Source organism: Halomonas sp. NCCP-2165, assembly GCF_023708045.1.
Classification (GTDB): Bacteria; Pseudomonadota; Gammaproteobacteria; order Pseudomonadales; family Halomonadaceae; genus Bisbaumannia; species Bisbaumannia pacifica.
This window is the reverse complement of record NZ_BRCY01000034.1, coordinates 15,451-33,749: the sequence shown is the minus strand read 5'-3', so window position 1 is coordinate 33,749 and position 18,299 is coordinate 15,451. Positions and strand designations below refer to the sequence as shown.

Sequence of the window (18,299 nt, the reverse complement as noted above, 5' to 3'; positions counted from 1 at the left end):
CGGTTTATTCAAACCGCCCTGCGCGAGTGGGCCTATGCGCGATCCTATGACAGCTCGGAGCAGCGGGGCCGGTATCTGCTGGTTTGGCTTCACCAGTACAACTGGCATCGACCGCATGCCAGCTTGGATTACCATCCTCCGGTTAGCCGGCTAGGTCTTTCTGTGAACAACCTGGTGGGTTTACACATCTAGGGTGGTTGCTTCCAGCGACCATACTCGCTTCTGCTGGCCACTTATCTCCCCGCGACAGCGGCGGTCGCCGATGGCCCGCTGAAAGTTCCTTGACGACTGCGTTATAATGGTCCTCTTTGCGACGGTGCCCCGGCGCCGGGCGCCCAGGCGTCTTCAGGCTTATCCACACGGACTTATTATGAAGAGTGCAGATATCAGACAGGCCTTTCTGAGCTACTTCGAGGCGCAGGGCCATACCATCGTGCCGTCCAGCTCCCTGGTGCCGGGCAACGACCCGACCCTGCTGTTCACCAACGCCGGCATGGTGCCGTTCAAGGACGTCTTCCTGGGGCGCGACCCGCGTCCCTATGTGCGGGCCACCTCGTCCCAGCGCTGCGTGCGCGCCGGCGGCAAGCACAACGACCTGGACAACGTCGGCTACACCGCCCGCCATCACACCTTCTTCGAGATGCTGGGCAACTTCAGCTTCGGCGACTACTTCAAGCGCGACGCCATTCGCTTCGCCTGGACCTTCCTCACCGAGACCCTGGGCCTGCCCAAGGAGAAGCTCTGGGTCACGGTGCATATCAGCGACGACGAGGCGGAAAAGATCTGGAAGGAGGAGATGGGCATCGACCCGGCGCGCTTCTCCAAGCTGGACGAGGACAACTTCTGGCAGATGGGCGACACCGGCCCCTGCGGGCCCAGCTCCGAGATCTTCTACGATCATGGCCCCGAGGTCTGGGGCGGCCCTCCCGGCAGCCCGGAAGAGGACGGCGACCGCTATATCGAGATCTGGAACCTGGTCTTTATGCAGTATGACCGGGACGCCCAGGGCACCCTCAATCCGCTGCCCAAGCCCTCCATCGACACCGGCATGGGCCTGGAGCGCATCGCCGCGGTGATGCAGGGGGTGCACTCCAACTACGAGATCGACCTCTTCCAGAACCTGCTGGCCGCCGCCGCCGAGGCCACCGGTCACGGCGACACCAGTACCCCCTCGCTGCGGGTGATCGCCGACCATATCCGCTCCTGCGCCTTCCTGATCGCCGATGGCGTGCTGCCCTCCAACGAGGGGCGCGGCTATGTGCTGCGCCGGATCATCCGCCGTGCCATCCGCCACGGTCACAAGCTGGGTGCCCAGGGCGCCTTCTTCCACAAGCTGGTGGCGGCGCTGGATGCCGAGATGGGTCACGCCTATCCGGAACTGCGCCAGGGCCGCGAGCAGATCGAACGGGTGCTGGCCAAGGAAGAGGCGCAGTTCGCGCGCACCCTGGATCATGGCATGGGCCTGCTGGAAGCGGCGCTGGGCGAGCTCGATGGCGAGATGCTGCCCGGGGCAACGGTGTTCAAGCTCTACGACACCTACGGCTTCCCCTATGACCTGACCGCCGACGTCTGCCGCGAGCGCGGCGTGAGCCTCGACGAGGCCGGCTTCCAGCGTGAACTGGAGGCCCAGCGCGAGCGCGCCCGGGCCGCCAGCCAGTTCGGTGCCGACTATGGCGCGGCCCTCGAGCTCGACGGCGAGACCGACTTCACCGGCTACGACCGCCTGGAGGACGAGGCCACCGTCACCGCCATCGTCGATGCCGCCGGCAACGAGCTGGCGGGCCTGGCCGAGGGCCAGAAGGGCGTGGTGGTGCTGGATCGCACCCCCTTCTATGGCGAGTCCGGCGGCCAGGTGGGCGACACCGGCTATCTGGAGCTCGACGGCGCACGTTTCCAGGTCACCGATACCCAGAAGCAGGGCAGTCACCATCTCCATCAGGGGCTGATGGTGGCGGGCGAGCTCGCCGTGGGCGCCCAGGTGAAGCCTCGGGTGGACGCCTCCCTGCGTGAGGCCACGGTGCGCAATCACTCCGCCACCCACTTGCTGCACCAGGCGCTGCGCGAGGTGCTGGGCGAGCATGTGCAGCAGAAGGGCTCCCTGGTCAGCGCCGAGCGGCTGCGCTTCGACTTCAGCCACTTCGAGGCGATGACGCCCGAGCAGCTGGCCGAGGTGGAGTCCCGGGTCAACGCCCAGATCCTCGCCAATGCCGAGACCCGCGTCGAGCATATGAGCCTCGACGAGGCCAAGGCCCGCGGCGCGGCGGCGCTCTTCGAGGCCAAGTACGCCGACAGCGTGCGGGTGCTGACCATCGGCGCCGACGGCTACTCCGTGGAACTGTGCGGCGGCACCCATGTGGCGCGCAGCGGCGATATCGGCTGCTTCCATATCGTTACCGAGGCGGGCATCGCCGCCGGCGTGCGCCGGATCGAGGCGCTCACCGGCGAGGCGGCCCTGGCCTACTTCCGCGAGCAGGAGGCCCGGGTGGCACGCATCGGCGAGCGTCTCAAGGCCAAGCCGGAGCAGGTCGAGGAGCGGGTCGCCGCCCTGACCGAGCGCAACCGCGGCCTGGAGAAGGAACTCGAGCGCCTCAAGGCCAAGCTGGCCAGCGCCGCCGGCAGCGACATGCTCGCCGAGGCCCGCGAGGTGGGCGGCGTCAAGCTGCTGGCCAAGCAGCTCGAGGGCGTCTCCGGCAAGGAGCTGCGTGGTGTCCTCGACCAGCTCAAGAACAAGCTGGGATCCGGCATCATCGTGCTCGGCGTGGCCGATCCGGAAGGCGGCAAGGTCAGCCTGATCGCCGGGGTCACCGATGACCTCACCGCCCGCGTCAAGGCCGGCGAACTGGTCAATCACGTGGCCGCCCAGGTGGGCGGCAAGGGCGGCGGCCGCCCCGACATGGCCCAGGCCGGGGGCAGCGATGCCTCTGCCCTGCCGGGGGCCCTGGAGAGTGTGCCGAGCTGGCTCGAGGCCAAGCTCGCCTCTTGATACGAAGGGCCGAGTGGCAGCAATGCCCCGGCCCTTTTCTTTGCCGGTTCCCGATCATTCATCGATTCACTGACCAATCAGGACACTTGCATATGGCGTTATACGTACAGAAATTCGGCGGTACCTCGGTGGGCTCCGTGGAGCGCATCAAGGCCGTGGCCGAGAAGGTCAAGAGGTTCCGCGAGGACGGTCACCAGGTGGTGGTGGTGGTCTCCGCCATGAGCGGCGAGACCAATCGTCTGATCGGCATGGCCAACGAGATCAATGACGAGCCTACGCCCCGCGAGATGGACATGCTGGTCTCCACCGGCGAGCAGGTGACCATCTCCCTGCTGGCCATGGCCCTGCACAAGCTGGGCGTGCCGGCCACCTCCTACACCGGCTCCCAGGTGGGCATCCTCACCGACAGCGCCCACACCAAGGCGCGCATCCAGCGCATCGAGACCGACGAAATGCGCGAGGACCTGGACGAGGGCAAGGTGCTGGTGGTCGCCGGCTTCCAGGGGGTCGACGAGGAGGGCAATATCACCACCCTCGGTCGCGGCGGCTCCGACACCACCGGGGTGGCCCTGGCCGCGGCCCTGGGCGCCGACGAGTGCCAGATCTACACCGACGTGGATGGCGTCTACACCACCGACCCGCGGGTCTGCTCCAAGGCTCAGCGCCTGGATACCGTCACCGTGGAGGAGATGCTCGAGCTGGCCAGCCTGGGCTCCAAGGTGCTGCAGATCCGCGCCGTCGAGTTCGCCGGGAAATACAATGTGCCGCTGCGCGTGCTGTCCAGTTTCCAGGACGGCCCCGGCACCCTGATCGTCGCTGACACAGATGAAGAAGAGGACTCCATGGAAGAACCGCTGATCTCCGGTATCGCCTTCACCGCCAACGAGGCCAAGCTGACCCTGCTCAATACCCCGGACGTGCCCGGCGTGGCCTCGCGAATCCTGGGGCCCATCGCCGACGCCAACATCGAAGTCGACATGATCGTGCAGAACGTGGCGCCGGCCGGCGACTACACCGACTTCACCTTCACCGTCGCCAAGGGCGACTACAAGCAGACCCTGAAGATCCTCAACGAGCAGGTGCTGCCGGACCTGGGTGAGGGCGAGGTGAAGGGCGACGACAATATCGCCAAGGTCTCCCTGGTGGGCGTGGGCATGCGCTCCCACGCCGGCGTGGCCTCCAAGATGTTCCGCGTGCTCGCCGAGGAGAACATCAATATCCGCATGGTCTCCACCTCCGAGATCAAGATCTCCGTGGTGATCGACGAGAAACAGATGGAGCTGGCCGTGCGCGCCCTGCACAGTGCCTTCGGCCTCGACAAGAGCGATATCGAGAGCGAGTAACGCGCCAGTGCCTGTCATCCCTTCTACGCTGAAGGGAAGGCCCGGAAGCCGAGGCCCCGCGGGGCCTCGGCTTTTTCGTTGGGCGGGGCATTTGGCCTGGGGCCTTGCATGACGCATAATTCAATTCGGTTACATAAAAATATGCGCATCCCGTGCAACCATAAGTCTGAGAAGGAGATCAGCCATGCTCATCTTGACCCGCCGTGTCGGTGAGACGCTTATGATCGGCGACGACATCACCGTCACCGTCCTGGGCGTCAAGGGCAATCAGGTCCGCATCGGCGTCAATGCCCCCAAGGATGTCGCGGTACATCGTGAAGAGATCTATCAGCGCATCCAGCGTGAACGGGCCGATGATGACGAAGGCAACCCCGCCTGAGGCAGGAAATCCGCCCGCTGCCGCGCTTCGAATAAAAAAAGTTTCCCCAAGTGTTGGACAAACCCCATTGGAAACGCTAACATACGCGCCGTGTTGATGAGGGAGAGGTGGCCGAGTGGCTGAAGGCGCTCCCCTGCTAAGGGAGTATGGGGTTTATAGCCTCATCGAGGGTTCGAATCCCTCCCTCTCCGCCATACGGCCTAGGCCGGCATCGACACTCAGGCATGCGCCCGTAGCTCAGCTGGATAGAGTACCTGACTACGAATCAGGTGGTCGGAGGTTCGAATCCTCCCGGGCGCGCCATTATCGACACGGGACCGATGGTCAGAGTCGATAGGAGTCGCCTGAATTTTCTGATAAGCGCCCGTAGCTCAGCTGGATAGAGTACCTGACTACGAATCAGGTGGTCGGAGGTTCGAATCCTCCCGGGCGCGCCAGATACTCAAACCCGCTCCACTCGGAGCGGGTTTTCTGCTTTTCACTAGCCGAGACCTGCCAGCGAGGGCGGGGCTCGACGATCGTTTGGCGCCCGGCGAAAGCCGTGGCGCCTTCTTTTTGTCGGATCAACCCTCATATCCGGCGGCGTCCCGGCCGCCGGGTTCTCGTCAATCGCCACTCTCGACGTCTTCCGATTGCCTGACAGCGGCGTTATCGGTCCGTCAGCGCCGTGGCGTCTTGTGTCGTGGCGAGGCCCTCGAGAAAATCGTCCAGCGCCGTGATGCGGCGCAGCGTGGCGAAGCGACGAGCCGCCTCGGCATCACGGCCGCGCATCTGGTTGAGCCACTGCTTGAGCAGCGAGACCACCACCCGCTCGGGGAGGGTGTCGCGCTTGAGGCAGGCATAGGCGGTGAGGATCTCGGCGCGGGCCGCCCAGGGGGTGATCGGTAAGCGTTCTCCCGTGAGCTGCCAGTGGCGGATACGCGGCGCCAGCCAGGGGTCGGCGAGGGCGCCGCGGCCCAGCATCACGTCCCGGCAACCGGAGAGGGTGCGCGCCTTCCAGTACTCCTCCAGGGTCCAGATATCGCCATTGGCGATCACCGGAATGCTCAGGGCGCGGCGGATGCGGGCGATCCACTCCCAGTGGGCCGGCGGGCGATAGCCCTCGTCCCGGGTGCGGGCATGTACCACCAGGTGGCGGGCGCCGCCGCGCTGGGCCGCCAGGGCGCAGGCCAGGGCCAGTCGGCGATCGGAGAAGCCGAGGCGAATCTTGGCGGTGACCGGGAGGCTGTCGCCCACGGCGCCCGCCACGGCGGCCACGGCGGCCTCCACCCGGCGTGGGTCGCGCAGCAGGGCGGCGCCGCCGTCGTGGCGATTGACGGTCTTGGCCGGGCAGCCAAAATTGAGGTCGATGCCGCCGGCGCCCAGGCGCAGGGCCTGTCGCGCATTGGCGGCCAGGGCGTCGGGGTCGGAGCCCAGCAACTGCAATTGCACCGGGACGCCGCTGGGCGTGGCGGGGGGCGTGATCGCCAGCTCCGGGCAGTGCTTATGGAAGACCCGGGGCGGCAGGCGGGCATCGACGACGCGCACGAATTCGGTCACCGCCCAGTCGAAGCCGGGGCGCGCGGTGAGCAGGGTTCGGGCGTGGGCGTCGAGGATTCCCTCCATGGGCGCTAGGCCGATCCGCCCTTCATGTAGTAAATTAACAAGCTGATCAACCATGGTGCCATTGCAAACTTTGTAGATTCAGGCAGCTTATTGTATCAGCCGAATAGCGCCCACCGCCCGGCGAGTTCACCGGCGGCGGGACAAGCAAGGGGAACCTGAGATGCTGGACACGGAACTCTTACAAGAAGGCCTGGCCCTGATGGGCTTCGGCATGGGCTTCGTCTTCGTCTTCCTGACGTTGCTGGTCATTGCCACCACCCTGATGAGCCGGGTGGTCGATCGGCTGGTGCCGGCGCCGGAACCGAAGGCTCCGGCCGCGGCGCCGGCCCGGCAAGACGACGAGGAGCTGCTGGCGGTATTGAGCGCCGCCGTGCATCGCTATCGCCAGCGTCATCGTCGTTAAGGCGAAACGCTTCGCGCCGGGAGCCGCCCTTCCGGCTGTCACGCTTCGACTTCCAATCATAAGGACGACAAGGTCATGACTCAGACCCAACGCCCGCTGGGCATCACCGATGTGGTGCTACGAGACGCTCATCAGTCGCTGCTTGCCACCCGCATGCGCCTGGACGACATGCTGCCCATTGCCGAGAAGCTCGACCGGGTCGGCTTCTGGTCGGTGGAGTCCTGGGGCGGCGCCACCTATGACGCCTGCATTCGCTACCTGGGCGAGGACCCCTGGGAGCGCATCCGCGCCCTCAAGGAGGCGATGCCCAACACCCGTCAGCAGATGCTGCTGCGGGGGCAGAACCTGCTGGGCTATCGCCACTACGCCGACGACGTGGTGGACAAGTTCGTCGAGCGGGCGCGTACCAATGGGGTGGACGTCTTCCGGGTCTTCGACGCCATGAACGATCCGCGCAACCTGGAGCGGGCCATCGCCGCGGTGCGCAAGGTGGAAGGCCACGCCCAGGGCACCCTCTCCTATACCGTCAGCCCGGTGCATACCCTGGATGGCTGGGTCGAGCTCGGCAAGCGCATCGCCGCCATGGGCGCCGACTCCCTGGCCATCAAGGATATGGCCGGCCTGCTCAAGCCCTACGACGCCTATGAGCTGGTCACCAAGCTCAAGGCCGCGGTGGATATCCCCATTCATATGCAGTGTCATGCCACCACCGGCATGTCCACCGCCACCGCCCTCAAGGCCGCCGAGGCGGGCATCGACAACGTCGACACCGCCATCTCCTCCCTGTCCATGACCTATGGTCACAGCCCCACCGAGTCGGTGGTGGCCATCCTCCAGGGCACCGAGCGGGACACCGGCCTCGACCTGGAGCTGCTGGAAGAGATCGCCGCCTACTTCCGTGAGGTACGCAAGAAGTACGCCGCCTTCGAGGGCTCCCTGAAAGGTATCGACTCGCGCATCCTGGTCGCCCAGGTGCCGGGGGGCATGCTCACCAACATGGAGAATCAGCTCAAGGAGCAGGGCGCCGGCGACAGGCTGGACGACGTCCTGGCCGAGATTCCCAAGGTGCGTGAGGACCTGGGCTTTATTCCGCTGGTGACGCCGACCTCCCAGATCGTCGGCACCCAGGCGGTGATGAACGTGATGATGGGTGAGCGCTACAAGTCGATCTCCAAGGAGGTCCAGGCGCTGCTCAAGGGCGAGTACGGCGCGGCCCCCGCCGAGTTCAACCAGGAGCTGCAGGCGCGAGTGCTGGAGGGCGGCGAGCCCATCACCTGCCGCCCGGCGGATCGGCTGGAGCCGGAGATGGATCGCCTGGCCGCCGAGCTCAAGGAGAAGGCCAAGGCGGAGGGTATTCGCCTGGCCGAGGGCGAGCGCGAGATCGATGATGTCCTGACCTATGCGCTCTTCCCGCAGATCGGCCTGAAGTTCCTCAAGAATCGCGATAATCCGGATGCCTTCGAGCCGGCGCCCCAGGCCGCGGATAACGGCGGTGCCCAGGTGCCCGCCAAGGCCGAGGCCCAGGCGCCGGCCGGCACTCCCGAGACCTACACCCTCACCGTCAACGGCAAGCAGTATGTGGTCGAGGTGGCCGAGGGGGGCCAGATCCAGCAGGTGCAGGCCCAGGGCGGTGCGCCTCAGGCGGTCGCGCCGTCCGCCCCGGCGGCCCCCGCCGCCGGCAGCGGCGAGGCGGTCGTCGCGCCCCTGGCCGGCAATATCTTCAAGGTCAACGTCAAGCCGGGGGATAGCGTCGCCGAGGGGGATGTGGTGATCATCCTCGAGGCGATGAAGATGGAGACCGAGGTGCGTGCGGCCAGCAGCGGCACCGTTGCCGAGGTCAAGGTCAAGGAAGGCGACAGCGTATCGGTCGGCGATACGTTGATCGTTCTCTAAGGGCATTGTCATGGATAAGTTGCTGACTCTCTGGTACGGCTCGGGGCTCTACAACCTGGGCCTGGGCCAAGTCGTGATGATCGTCATCGGGCTGTTGCTGCTCTACCTGGCGATCCACAAGAAGTTCGAACCCCTGCTGCTGGTACCCATCGGCTTCGGCGGCATCCTGGCCAATATCCCCGAGGCGGGGCTGGCGCTCTCGGCGCTGGATCAGGCCATCGAGGTGGCGCGGCCGGCGGTGCTTCAGGAGCTGGCATCGGTCATGCAGGTGAGCCTGGCCGGTAGCGATGTGGAGGCGTGGCGCACCACCCTCTACGGCGCCGCCCATGGAGGTCTGCCGCCGGAGCTGGTGCGAGCCGCCACCGATATCGCCAAGGGCGCCGGTTACAACAATGGCATGCTGTACCAGTTCTACAGCGTGGCCATCGCTTCCGGCGTGGCGCCCCTGGTGATCTTCATGGGGGTCGGGGCCATGACCGACTTCGGGCCCCTGCTGGCCAATCCGCGCACCCTCTTCCTGGGGGCCGCGGCCCAGTTCGGGATCTTCGCCACCCTGATGGGGGCGGTGGGGCTGACCGCCCTGGGGGTAATGGACTTCTCGCTCAATCAGGCCGCCGCCATCGGCATCATCGGTGGTGCCGACGGCCCGACCTCCATCTATGTGTCGAGCATCCTGGCGCCGGAACTGCTGGGGGCCATCGCCGTGGCGGCCTACGCCTATATGGCGCTGGTGCCGTTGATCCAGCCGCCGATCATGCGTGCCCTGACCAGCGAGAAGGAACGGGCCATCGCCATGAGCCAGCTGCGCCCGGTCTCCAAGCTGGAGAAGATCGTCTTCCCGCTGGTGCTGCTGGTGCTGGTGGCGCTCTTCCTGCCGGATGCGGCGCCGCTGCTGGGGATGTTCTGTTTCGGTAACCTGATGCGCGAGTGCGGCGTGGTGGAGCGCCTCTCCGATACCGCCCAGAACGCCCTGATCAATATCGTCACCATCTTCCTGGGGCTCTCGGTGGGTTCCAAGCTGGTGGCCAGCCAGTTCCTGGCGGTGGAGACCCTGGGCATCATGGGGCTGGGGATCGTGGCCTTCGCCATCGGTACCGCGGCGGGCATCCTGATGGCCAAGCTGTTGAATGCGGTCAGCAAGGTGCCGATCAACCCGCTGATCGGCTCGGCGGGGGTCTCGGCGGTGCCCATGGCGGCGCGGGTCTCCAACAAGGTGGGCCTGGAGGCCAACCCGCACAACTTCCTGCTGATGCATGCCATGGGTCCCAACGTGGCCGGGGTGATCGGCTCGGCGGTGGCCGCCGGGGTGATGATCAAGTACCTGGGCTAAGGCCTCGCTGGGTACTGGTATGCTTCGATGGCGCCCCACGGGGCGCCATCGTCGTATGGGGGCGGAAGGCCTTAGGAATGGTCGAGCAGGCGTACCTCGCCCTTGAGGCGGGCGCTGAGCGGGGTGATATCGACGGCCTCGCCCTGGGGCCAGCCCACGGTGAGGATGACCCCTGCGGCGCCGTAGTCGACGGCCTCGATGGGCACGTCTCGGCCCTCCAGCCAGTGCCGGGCCTCGGCCTCGCCGGCGAAGGCCACCGCCAGGCGCCGTGACTCCCGGGGCGTAAAGGAGCGGGTGGGCAGGGTCTCCAGGGCCTGGGCCACCGCCTGGGCATAGGCCCGGGCCAGGCCGCCGGTGCCCAGCTTGGTGCCGCCGAAGTAGCGAGTCACCACGCAGCCCACCTGGCCCAGGCCGCTACCCTCCAGCACCTGGTACATGGGGCGGCCGGCGGTGCCGCCGGGTTCGCCATCATCGGAGAAGCCGATGGCCTGCTGCTCGCCGGGCGGACCGGCGATAAAGGCGCTGCAGTGGTGGCTGGCACCGGGGTGCTGGCGGCGTGCCTCGGTGAGCAGGGCCTCGAAGGCCGCCGGCTCGGGGGCATGGCAGACCCAGGCGAGGAAGCGACTGCGTTCCACTTCCAGCTCGTGGGCCAGCCACTGGCCGGCGGGCAGATCGGGAATCGGGTAGCTCATCCATCCAGGCCCTGGCGCACCACGCCCATCACCAGGCCGAGGACCTGGACGTCGTCGTTGTCGAGGAAGATCGGGGCCATGCTCTCGTTGGCGGGCTGCAGGCGCACGCCGCGCTTCTCGATATAGAGCTTCTTCAAGGTGACCTCCTGGTCGTTGATCATCACCACGGCGGTCTCGCCGTTCTCGGCGCTCTCCTGGCGCTCGATGATGATAACGTCGCCGTCATGGATATTGCAGTCGATCATCGAATCGCCGCGCACCCGCAGGGCATAGGTATTGCGACGCACCATGCGGCTGGGCACATGAATGGCCCCGGCCTGGTGGCAGGCCTCCATGGGCATGCCGGCGGCGACCTGGCCGAGCAGCGGGATCTCCACCAGGTCGCTGGCATCCAGGGGTTCCCAGGCATCGGCCAGCGGCAGGTTGGGGCGGCGGTAGAGGTAATGGGTGGCGACAGACTGCATGCTCTATCTCCCTGGCGAGGCGGCGCGATGCCGCGAGGCGAGTTACTGTAACTATTTACAGTATTCTGAATCATAGCAAGGCCTGGCCATCTGGCAAGCGCCACCTTGGCCGACGCCGCGCTGCGACTGGCTGACGCATCGGTCAGGCTGGTCTGGGAATGGCTTTCCATGTAAAGTGCCCGGCTGACCAACGATGCCGGGAGAGTGTGGTGAGCTTCCGCCTGCAAGGCTGCCAGTTGAGCTGTGAACGCGATGGGCGCGAGCTGTTTCGCGACCTGGATTTCGACGTCGAAGGCGGTCAGATCCTGCGTATCGAAGGCCCCAACGGCAGCGGAAAGACCACCCTGTTGAAGATCCTCTCCGGGCAGCTGCACGACTTCGATGGCGAGCTGCGCTGGGGCGATCAGCCGATCGCCCGGGTACGCGATCACTACCTGGCCAATCTGCTCTATCTCGGCCATGCGCCGGGGGTCAAGGCGGCCCTGACGCCCCTGGAAAACCTCGCCTGGTACCAGGCCCTGGCCGGCGACGTCGGCAGCGAGGCGGCGCGCATGACGGCCCTGGAGCGGGTCGGCCTGGGCGGCTTCGAGGACGTGCCGGCGGCGCAGTTGTCGGCGGGTCAGCAGCGCCGGGTGGCCCTGGCGCGCCTGGAACTGACCCCGCGTCCCCTGTGGATCCTCGACGAGCCCTTTACCGCCATCGACAAGCAGGGGGTCGAGGCCCTGGAGCGCCGCCTGCTGGCGCATGCCCGTCGCGGCGGCAGCGTGATCCTCACCACCCACCACGACCTGACGCCCCTGGGCGAGCTGCGCCGCATTCGCCTGGGCGAGGGAGGGCGCCATGTCATCCAGTGATACCCTCGATCAGCCCCTGACGGTGGTGGAACCCCGCGGCGGTCTCGGGGTCGCACTGGTGGCGACCCTGAGGCGCGACCTGACCCTGATGCTGCGTCGGCGCAGCGAGGTGATGAATCCCCTGGTGTTCTTCGCCCTGGTGATCACCCTCTTTCCCCTGGGGCTCTCCCCGGACCCCCGGCTGCTGGCCACGGTGGCGCCGGGGCTGCTATGGGTGGCGGCCCTGCTGGCGACCCTGCTGTCGCTGGATTCGCTGTTCCGTGCCGACTTCGAGGATGGCAGCCTCGAGCAGCTGCTGCTGGCCCCCCAGCCCCTGGCCGCCATGGTGCTGGCCAAGGTGATGGTACACTGGCTGCTCACCGGCCTGCCCCTGGCATTGATGGCCCCGGTCCTGGGACTGATGCTGGGCCTGCCCGCGGGGAGCCATCTGATCCTGATGCTGGCCCTGGCCCTGGGCAGCGCCAGCCTCAGCCTGGTAGGGGCCATCGGCGCCGCCCTGACGGTGGGGCTGGCGCGGGGCGGGGTGCTGCTGTCGCTGCTGGTCTTGCCGCTTTATATTCCGGTGCTGATCTTCGGCGCCGGGGCCGTCCAGGCGGCCCTGCTGGGGGATGGGGTCGGCGCGCATCTGGCGATTCTCGGGGCCCTGCTGGCCCTGGCGGTGATGCTGGCGCCCTGGGCCATCGCCGCCGCCCTGCGCATCAGCGTCAACGGCTAATCTTCTCGAGGTGATCGACACTCATGTGGGCCTTTATTCATAAGCTCGGCTCGCCCAAGTGGTTCTACGGCATCAGCGCACGGCTGATGCCCTGGTTCTGGGCCGCGGCGACACTCCTGATCCTGGCCGGCACGATCTGGGGCCTGGCCTTCGCGCCCGCCGACTATCAGCAGGGCAATAGCTTCCGCATCATCTATGTGCATGTCCCGGCGGCCTTCCTGGCCCAGTCGATCTTCGTCGGCATGGCCAGCGCCGGCCTGGTCTTCATGGTTTGGAAGATCAAGGTAGCGGACATGGCGGCGGCGGTGATGGCGCCGCTGGGGGCGGCGATGACCTTCGTCGCACTCTTCTCCGGCGGCGTCTGGGGCATTCCCACCTGGGGCACCTGGTGGATCTGGGACGCGCGCCTCACCTCCATGCTGATCCTGCTGTTCCTCTACGTCGGCGTGATCGCCCTGCGCGGGGCCTTCGCCAGCCGCGACAGCGGCTCCCGGGCCGCCTCGGTGCTGGCCATGGTGGGGGTGATCAATATCCCCATCATCAAGTACTCGGTGGACTGGTGGTACACCCTCCACCAGCCGGCCAGCTTCACCATCACCTCGCGCCCGACCATGCCGCTGGAGATGTGGGCGCCGCTGCTGATGATGGTGCTGGGTTTCTACTGCTTCTTTATCGCCCTGACCCTGATGCGTACCCGCAACGAGATCCTGCGACGCGAGTCCGGCAAACGCTGGGTGCAGGCGCTGGCCGAGGAGGGCGCCTGATGGCCTTCGAGAGCGTGTCGGATTTTCTGGCCATGGGCGGCCATGCGCCCTATGTCTGGACCGCCTGGGGGCTGACCGCCGCCCTGCTGGTGGGAAGCGTGCTGCATGCCCGCGCCGAGCGCCGCCAGCTGCTGCGAGAACTCAAGCGTCGCGCCCGGCGGGAGCGCCAGGCGCCACGCAACACCGATATCGAGGAAGGCGCATGACCCCCAAGCGTAAACAGAAGCTGTTCGTGATCCTGGGCCTGGTATCGCTGGCGGCCATCGCCATCGGCCTGACCCTCTATGCCCTGCGTTCCAATATCAACCTCTTCTTCAGCCCCATCCAGATCGCCGCCGGCGAGGCCCCCATCGATCGCCAGATTCGTGCCGGCGGCATGGTCAAGGAGGGCAGCGTGACGCGTAACCGCGACAGCCTGGACGTGGAATTCGTGGTCACCGATTTCGTCGAGGACCTGGCGGTGCGTTACAGCGGCATCCTCCCCGACCTGTTCCGCGAGGGGCAGGGCGTGGTGGTGGTGGGGCGCCTCACCGAGGAGGGCGTGCTGCGCGCCGACGAGGTACTGGCCCGTCACGACGAGAACTACATGCCCACCGAGGTGGCCGAGGCCCTGGAGGCCGCCGGTTACTCCCCCGCCGACTATGGCGTGAAGCTCGACTGAGGTCCCGGAGTCACCATGCTGATCCAGATGATCCCCGAAATCGGCCACTTCGCCCTGATCCTGGCGCTGCTGATGGCGCTGGTGCAGGCGCTGATGCCCCTGGCCGGGGCGGCGACGCGGCGCCCGCTGTGGATGGCCTATGCAAGGCCCATGGCCGCGGGCCAGTTCGGCTTCGTGCTGCTGGCCTTCCTGTGCCTCTCGGCCAGCTACCTGCTCGATGACTTCAGCGTCGCCAACGTGGCCAACAACTCCAACTCCCTGCTGCCCTGGTACTACAAGGTCAGCGCCGTGTGGGGTAACCACGAGGGCTCCATGCTGCTGTGGATCCTGATGCTGGCGGGCTGGAGCTTCGCGGTGGCGTGCTTCTCCCGCAACCTGCCCGAGGCGATGCTGGCCCGGGTGCTGGGCATCATGGGGCTGATCAGCATCGGCTTCCTGGCCTTTATCCTGATCACCTCCAACCCCTTCGAGCGGCTGCTGCCCAATGTGCCCGGCGACGGCGCCGACCTCAATCCGCTGCTCCAGGATTTCGGCCTGATCATCCATCCCCCGACCCTCTATATGGGCTATGTGGGCTTCTCGGTGGTCTTCGCCTTCGCCATCGCCGCCCTGCTGGGCGGTCGCCTGGACGCCGCCTGGACCCGCTGGGCACGCCCCTGGACGAATATCGCCTGGGCCTTCCTGACCGTGGGCATCGCCCTGGGGAGCTGGTGGGCCTACTACGAGCTGGGCTGGGGCGGCTGGTGGTTCTGGGACCCGGTGGAGAACGCCTCCCTGCTGCCCTGGCTGGCGGGCACGGCGCTGATTCACTCCCTGGCGGTGACCGAGAAGCGTGGCGCCTTCAAGAGCTGGACGGTGCTGCTGGCCATCTCCACCTTCTCGCTGTCGCTGCTCGGCACCTTCCTGGTGCGCTCCGGGGTGCTCACCTCGGTGCATGCCTTCGCCAACGACCCCAGCCGCGGCTTCTTTATCCTGATGCTGCTGGGCATCACCGTGGGCCTGTCGCTGCTGATCTTCGCCCTGCGCGCGCCGCGGGTCAGTCATGCGGTGGGCTTCAACTGGCTCTCCCGGGATGCCCTGCTGCTGATCAACAATATCCTGCTGGTGATCATGACCGTCACCGTGCTGCTGGGCACCGTCTACCCGCTGCTGCTGGACGCCCTGGACATGGGCAAGATCAGCGTCGGCCCTCCCTATTTCAACGCCCTCTTCGTGCCGCTGACCGTGGTGCTCTGCCTGTTCATGGGGCTGGGGCCGGTGTCCCGCTGGAAGCGCATGGCCGCCGGCGAGCTGTGGCGGCGCCTGGCGCTCGCCGGCCTGGCCGCCCTGGTGATCGGCATCCTGGCGCCGCTGCTGTACGGCGGCGAGTGGAATCTCTGGGTCAGCCTGGGGCTGGTCAGCGCCCTCTGGCTGGTGCTGCCGATTCTTCGCGATCTGTATGACAAGAGCCGCAAGACCGGCCTCGGGCGCCTGTCGCTGGCCTACTGGGGCATGGTGCTGGGCCACCTGGGCGTGGCGGTGACCATCGTCGGGGTCGCCGTGGTCTCCAACTACAGCGTGGAGCGCAACGTGCGCCTGGCCCCCGGCGACAGCGTCCAGGTGGCCGGCTACGAGTTCGCCCTGACCGACCTGCAGGCGCGCCGCGGCCCCAACTTCCTGGCCGACACCGCCACCTTCGAGGTGCGCCGCGAGGGGGCCTCGCGGAGTTTCACCATGGCCCCCGAGAAGCGCCTCTATCTCGCCCGTGGCATGCCCATGACCCAGGTGGCGCTGCGCCCCGGCCTGTTCCGTGACCTCTACGTGGCCATGGGCGAGGACCTGGAGGACGGGAGCTGGGCCATTCGCATCCAATACAAGCCCTTCGTGCGCTGGCTGTGGCTGGGTGGCCTGCTGATGGCCGCCGGCGGCGTGCTGGCGGTGGCGGATCGCCGCTATCGCCGTCGGGCCACGGCCCCGGCCGGAAAGGAGGCCCTGGCATGAAGCGTCGCCTGATCCTGCTGGTGCCCCTGCTGGGCTTCCTGGTGCTGTCGATCTTCCTCTATCGTGGCCTCTCCCTGGACCCCGCCCAGCGCGATTCGGCGTTGCTGGCCCGGGACTTCCCCGCCTTCGAGGCGAGTACCCTGGAGGATCCTGAGCGGCGCGTCGACCGCTCCCTGCTGGAAGGCCAGGTGACCCTGGTCAATGTGTGGGGCGAGTGGTGCCCGACCTGCAAGCAGGAGATGCCGCAGCTGCTCGACCTGGCCGAGCGCGGCATTCGCCTGGTGGGCATCGACTACAAGGACACCCGCGAGCAGGGCCTGGAGTTCCTGGCGGAGTTCGGCAACCCCTTCGAGGTCAATATCTTCGACCCGGAGGGGGAGCTGGGCTTCGAGCTGGGGGTCTACGGCGCCCCCGAGACCTTCCTGGTGGATCGCGACGGCATCATCCGCTACCACCACACCGGCTATATCACGCCGCAGGACGTGCGTGAGGTGATTCTTCCGGAGGTGCAGAAATGGCAGTGATGCGTTTCCTGGCCCTGGGTCTGGCGCTGCTGCTGGGCGGTGGCCTGGCCTGGGCCGGCGCCATCGAGACCCGGGAGTTCGACGATCCGGTGCTGGAGCAGCGCTATCACAGCCTGACCGCCTCGCTGCGCTGCCCGCTGTGCCAGAACCAGGCCATCGACGACTCCGACGCCCCGGTCTCCGCGGACATGCGCGAGCGGGTCTATCGGCTGCTGCTGGACGGTCGCGCGGATATCGAGATCCTCAACCATATGACCGAGCGCTTCGGTGACTATGTGCTCTATAACCCGCGCCTGGAAGGCCGCACCTACCTGCTGTGGGGACTGCCCGTGGCCCTGCTGGGCGTGGGCGGACTGCTGGTGGTGCTGGTGGTGCGTGCCCGGCGCAACGCCTCCGCCCGGCGGCTCAGCGCCGCCGAGCGCGAGCGCCTGGATGCCCTGATCAATCGCGAGAGGTCGCAATGACGCAACTCTGGATCGCCTTTGCCCTGCTGCTGGTGCCGGCCTTGTGGCTGCTGAGCCATCCGCTGCGCCGCGCCGCCGCGGTGCACGCCGCCCAGCGCGACTTCGAAGACAACGACCGCACCGCCGAGCAGAACGTCGCGGTGTTCCGACGCCGCCTGGCCTCCCTGGAGGCGGCCCGGGAGCGCGGCGAGATCGATGCCGAGCGCTTCGCGGAAGACCGGCTGGAACTGGAGCGCAGCCTGCTGGAGGATACCGCCGACCTCGAGGCGCGCCCCCTCAAGACGGCGCGCTCCGGGCGCCTGGCGGTACCGCTGATCATGGTGGTGGTGGTGATCGCCGCCGTGGCCTGGTACCAGCAGGAGGGCGAGGAGGACAACCTGGCCCTCTACACCGCCATCCAGGAGGCGCGCCAGGCCCCCGAGGCCTCGGCGGGCCTGATGATCCAGCGCCTGGAGCAGGAGGCCGCCCGCCAGCCGGACAACCCCAATGTGTGGATGAGCCTCTACCCCCTCTACCGGGATACCGGTCAGGGGGCGGCGGCGATCCGCGCCCTGGAGCGGTTGATCGAGCTGGAGGGGCGCCAGGTGCCGCTGGTCGCCCAACTGGCCCAGATCGAGTTCTTCGTCGCCAACCGTACCCTCACCGAGGAGGTCCAGGCGCTGGTCGACGAGGTGCTCGCCGAGGACCCCCGTCAGCCCACGGTGCAGGGCATGCTGGGCATCGCCGCCTTCGATAGCGGCCGCTACGAGCAGGCCATCGAGCACTGGCGCCGTGCCGTGGCCGGTTTCGAGGACCCGGCCTCCGCCGAGGCCCTGCGTCAGGGCATCGCCGTGGCCCAGGAGCGCCTGGGCGCCTCCCGGGAGGAGATCGATGCCACCCTGGCCGAGGGGCCGGGCCTGAACCTGCGCATCGCCCTGGCCGAGGGCCTGGGCGAGGGGCTGGACGAGGCGACCCCGGTCTTCGTGGTGGCCCGGGACGTCGCGGGCGAGCTGCCGCCCCTGGCGGTGGCGCGGCTCAGCGTCGGCGAGCTGCCCGCCACCCTGCGCCTCAGCGACGCCGATGCCATGAGTCCCCAGGCGCGCCTCTCCCAGGTCTCGGAGGCGCGGCTGGTGGTGCGGGTCTCGCGCAGCGGTCAGGCCGCCCCCGAGGCCGGTGACCTGTTCGGCGAGCATGACGCCGTGGCCCTGCAGGACGCCGACGCCGAGCCCATCGAGGTCCGCATCGACCGTATCGTCGACTAGTCGC

The 18,299-nt window shown here is 67.4% G+C and carries 19 protein-coding genes and 3 tRNA genes; 19 read left to right on the top strand and 3 right to left on the bottom strand.

Annotation, left to right across the window (positions count from 1 at the left end; all coding sequences use genetic code 11):
• The 7 genes from NFU04_RS14445 to NFU04_RS14415 form a co-directional block, all read left to right on the top strand.
• The coding region (locus NFU04_RS14445) for an integrase core domain-containing protein (protein ID WP_251310134.1) at window positions 1-192 on the top strand (192 nt) is incomplete at its 5' end.
• 178 nt (window positions 193-370) lie between these two features.
• Window positions 371-2,983: an alanine--tRNA ligase gene (gene alaS / locus NFU04_RS14440; RefSeq protein WP_251310133.1), complete on the top strand. Its 2,613-nt coding sequence runs from the start codon at window positions 371-373 to the stop codon at window positions 2,981-2,983.
• A gap of 92 nt (window positions 2,984-3,075) precedes the next feature.
• Window positions 3,076-4,326: an aspartate kinase gene (locus NFU04_RS14435; protein ID WP_251310132.1), complete on the top strand. Its 1,251-nt coding sequence runs from the start codon at window positions 3,076-3,078 to the stop codon at window positions 4,324-4,326.
• A gap of 184 nt (window positions 4,327-4,510) precedes the next feature.
• Window positions 4,511-4,705 carry a carbon storage regulator CsrA gene (csrA, locus tag NFU04_RS14430; protein WP_146804306.1) on the top strand — a complete coding sequence of 65 codons (195 nt, stop codon included), beginning with the start codon at window positions 4,511-4,513 and terminating at the stop codon, window positions 4,703-4,705.
• Between the two features lie 101 nt (window positions 4,706-4,806).
• Window positions 4,807-4,899: transfer RNA gene (locus tag NFU04_RS14425), tRNA-Ser, on the top strand.
• 32 nt (window positions 4,900-4,931) lie between these two features.
• Window positions 4,932-5,008: transfer RNA gene (locus NFU04_RS14420), tRNA-Arg, on the top strand.
• Window positions 5,009-5,065: 57 nt separating this feature from the next.
• Window positions 5,066-5,142, top strand: a tRNA-Arg gene (locus NFU04_RS14415).
• Between the two features lie 211 nt (window positions 5,143-5,353).
• Here NFU04_RS14415 and NFU04_RS14410 read toward each other — a convergent pair.
• Window positions 5,354-6,310, bottom strand: a complete 957-nt coding sequence (locus tag NFU04_RS14410) for a tRNA dihydrouridine synthase (protein WP_251310131.1) — start codon at window positions 6,308-6,310, stop codon at window positions 5,354-5,356.
• Between the two features lie 160 nt (window positions 6,311-6,470).
• Here NFU04_RS14410 and NFU04_RS14405 point away from each other — a divergent pair, with 160 nt between their 5' ends.
• The 3 genes from NFU04_RS14405 to NFU04_RS14395 all read left to right on the top strand — a co-directional run bounded on the left by NFU04_RS14405 (window position 6,471) and on the right by NFU04_RS14395 (window position 9,936).
• Complete coding sequence (locus NFU04_RS14405; protein WP_146804570.1) at window positions 6,471-6,713, top strand: OadG family protein; 243 nt, start codon at window positions 6,471-6,473, stop codon at window positions 6,711-6,713.
• Between the two features lie 75 nt (window positions 6,714-6,788).
• On the top strand, window positions 6,789-8,606 hold the full coding sequence (oadA, locus tag NFU04_RS14400; protein WP_251310130.1) for a sodium-extruding oxaloacetate decarboxylase subunit alpha: 1,818 nt from the start codon (window positions 6,789-6,791) through the stop codon (window positions 8,604-8,606).
• Between the two features lie 10 nt (window positions 8,607-8,616).
• Window positions 8,617-9,936, top strand: coding sequence for a sodium ion-translocating decarboxylase subunit beta (locus NFU04_RS14395; protein WP_251310129.1), 1,320 nt, complete (start codon window positions 8,617-8,619; stop codon window positions 9,934-9,936).
• A gap of 71 nt (window positions 9,937-10,007) precedes the next feature.
• Here NFU04_RS14395 and NFU04_RS14390 read toward each other — a convergent pair whose 3' ends face one another.
• Complete coding sequence (locus tag NFU04_RS14390; protein ID WP_251310128.1) at window positions 10,008-10,628, bottom strand: IMPACT family protein; 621 nt, start codon at window positions 10,626-10,628, stop codon at window positions 10,008-10,010.
• A complete protein-coding gene (gene lexA / locus NFU04_RS14385; RefSeq protein ID WP_146802149.1) occupies window positions 10,625-11,092 on the bottom strand; it encodes a transcriptional repressor LexA in 468 nt (155 codons plus the stop codon). Before lexA ends, NFU04_RS14390 begins: the two co-directional genes overlap by 4 nt.
• A gap of 209 nt (window positions 11,093-11,301) precedes the next feature.
• Here lexA and ccmA point away from each other — a divergent pair, with 209 nt between their 5' ends.
• The 9 genes from ccmA to ccmI are packed head-to-tail and all read left to right on the top strand — an operon-like array spanning window position 11,302 to window position 18,295.
• Entirely contained in the window at window positions 11,302-11,946 is a 645-nt protein-coding gene (gene ccmA / locus NFU04_RS14380) for a cytochrome c biogenesis heme-transporting ATPase CcmA (RefSeq protein ID WP_251310127.1), read from the top strand.
• The gene (ccmB, locus tag NFU04_RS14375) at window positions 11,933-12,661 is read left to right on the top strand and encodes a heme exporter protein CcmB (protein ID WP_251310126.1); all 729 of its coding nucleotides are present in this window, start codon (window positions 11,933-11,935) and stop codon (window positions 12,659-12,661) included. The genes ccmA and ccmB overlap by 14 nt, the downstream gene beginning before the upstream one ends.
• 23 nt (window positions 12,662-12,684) lie before the next feature.
• Complete coding sequence (locus tag NFU04_RS14370) at window positions 12,685-13,425, top strand: heme ABC transporter permease (RefSeq protein WP_251310125.1); 741 nt, start codon at window positions 12,685-12,687, stop codon at window positions 13,423-13,425.
• Window positions 13,425-13,631, top strand: coding sequence for a heme exporter protein CcmD (gene ccmD / locus NFU04_RS14365; RefSeq protein WP_251310124.1), 207 nt, complete (start codon window positions 13,425-13,427; stop codon window positions 13,629-13,631). The genes NFU04_RS14370 and ccmD overlap by 1 nt, the downstream gene beginning before the upstream one ends.
• Window positions 13,628-14,086, top strand: a complete 459-nt coding sequence (ccmE, locus tag NFU04_RS14360) for a cytochrome c maturation protein CcmE (protein ID WP_146802154.1) — start codon at window positions 13,628-13,630, stop codon at window positions 14,084-14,086. The genes ccmD and ccmE overlap by 4 nt, the downstream gene beginning before the upstream one ends.
• Window positions 14,087-14,101: 15 nt before the next feature.
• Entirely contained in the window at window positions 14,102-16,066 is a 1,965-nt protein-coding gene (locus NFU04_RS14355; RefSeq protein WP_285835161.1) for a heme lyase CcmF/NrfE family subunit, read from the top strand.
• Entirely contained in the window at window positions 16,063-16,590 is a 528-nt protein-coding gene (locus NFU04_RS14350) for a DsbE family thiol:disulfide interchange protein (RefSeq protein WP_251310123.1), read from the top strand. Before NFU04_RS14355 ends, NFU04_RS14350 begins: the two co-directional genes overlap by 4 nt.
• Window positions 16,581-17,054 (top strand): cytochrome c-type biogenesis protein, encoded by a 474-nt coding sequence (locus tag NFU04_RS14345; protein ID WP_251310122.1) that lies wholly within the window; start codon window positions 16,581-16,583, stop codon window positions 17,052-17,054. Before NFU04_RS14350 ends, NFU04_RS14345 begins: the two co-directional genes overlap by 10 nt.
• A complete protein-coding gene (ccmI, locus tag NFU04_RS14340) occupies window positions 17,051-18,295 on the top strand; it encodes a c-type cytochrome biogenesis protein CcmI (protein WP_251310121.1) in 1,245 nt (414 codons plus the stop codon). The genes NFU04_RS14345 and ccmI overlap by 4 nt, the downstream gene beginning before the upstream one ends.
• Window positions 18,296-18,299 lie beyond the last annotated feature (4 nt).

What these genes read in the sequence shown, in the direction of transcription:
- alaS (WP_251310133.1), top strand. Translation starts at nt 371, where the DNA reads ATGAAGAGTGCAGATATCAGACAGGCCTTTCTGAGCTACTTCGAGGCG.
- NFU04_RS14435 (WP_251310132.1), top strand. Translation starts at nt 3,076, where the DNA reads ATGGCGTTATACGTACAGAAATTCGGCGGTACCTCGGTGGGCTCCGTG.
- csrA (WP_146804306.1), top strand. Translation starts at nt 4,511, where the DNA reads ATGCTCATCTTGACCCGCCGTGTCGGTGAGACGCTTATGATCGGCGAC.
- NFU04_RS14410 (WP_251310131.1), bottom strand. Translation starts at nt 6,310, where the DNA reads ATGGAGGGAATCCTCGACGCCCACGCCCGAACCCTGCTCACCGCGCGC.
- NFU04_RS14405 (WP_146804570.1), top strand. Translation starts at nt 6,471, where the DNA reads ATGCTGGACACGGAACTCTTACAAGAAGGCCTGGCCCTGATGGGCTTC.
- oadA (WP_251310130.1), top strand. Translation starts at nt 6,789, where the DNA reads ATGACTCAGACCCAACGCCCGCTGGGCATCACCGATGTGGTGCTACGA.
- NFU04_RS14395 (WP_251310129.1), top strand. Translation starts at nt 8,617, where the DNA reads ATGGATAAGTTGCTGACTCTCTGGTACGGCTCGGGGCTCTACAACCTG.
- NFU04_RS14390 (WP_251310128.1), bottom strand. Translation starts at nt 10,628, where the DNA reads ATGAGCTACCCGATTCCCGATCTGCCCGCCGGCCAGTGGCTGGCCCAC.
- lexA (WP_146802149.1), bottom strand. Translation starts at nt 11,092, where the DNA reads ATGCAGTCTGTCGCCACCCATTACCTCTACCGCCGCCCCAACCTGCCG.
- ccmB (WP_251310126.1), top strand. Translation starts at nt 11,933, where the DNA reads ATGTCATCCAGTGATACCCTCGATCAGCCCCTGACGGTGGTGGAACCC.
- NFU04_RS14370 (WP_251310125.1), top strand. Translation starts at nt 12,685, where the DNA reads ATGTGGGCCTTTATTCATAAGCTCGGCTCGCCCAAGTGGTTCTACGGC.
- ccmD (WP_251310124.1), top strand. Translation starts at nt 13,425, where the DNA reads ATGGCCTTCGAGAGCGTGTCGGATTTTCTGGCCATGGGCGGCCATGCG.
- ccmE (WP_146802154.1), top strand. Translation starts at nt 13,628, where the DNA reads ATGACCCCCAAGCGTAAACAGAAGCTGTTCGTGATCCTGGGCCTGGTA.
- NFU04_RS14355 (WP_285835161.1), top strand. Translation starts at nt 14,102, where the DNA reads ATGCTGATCCAGATGATCCCCGAAATCGGCCACTTCGCCCTGATCCTG.
- NFU04_RS14350 (WP_251310123.1), top strand. Translation starts at nt 16,063, where the DNA reads ATGAAGCGTCGCCTGATCCTGCTGGTGCCCCTGCTGGGCTTCCTGGTG.
- NFU04_RS14345 (WP_251310122.1), top strand. Translation starts at nt 16,581, where the DNA reads ATGGCAGTGATGCGTTTCCTGGCCCTGGGTCTGGCGCTGCTGCTGGGC.
- ccmI (WP_251310121.1), top strand. Translation starts at nt 17,051, where the DNA reads ATGACGCAACTCTGGATCGCCTTTGCCCTGCTGCTGGTGCCGGCCTTG.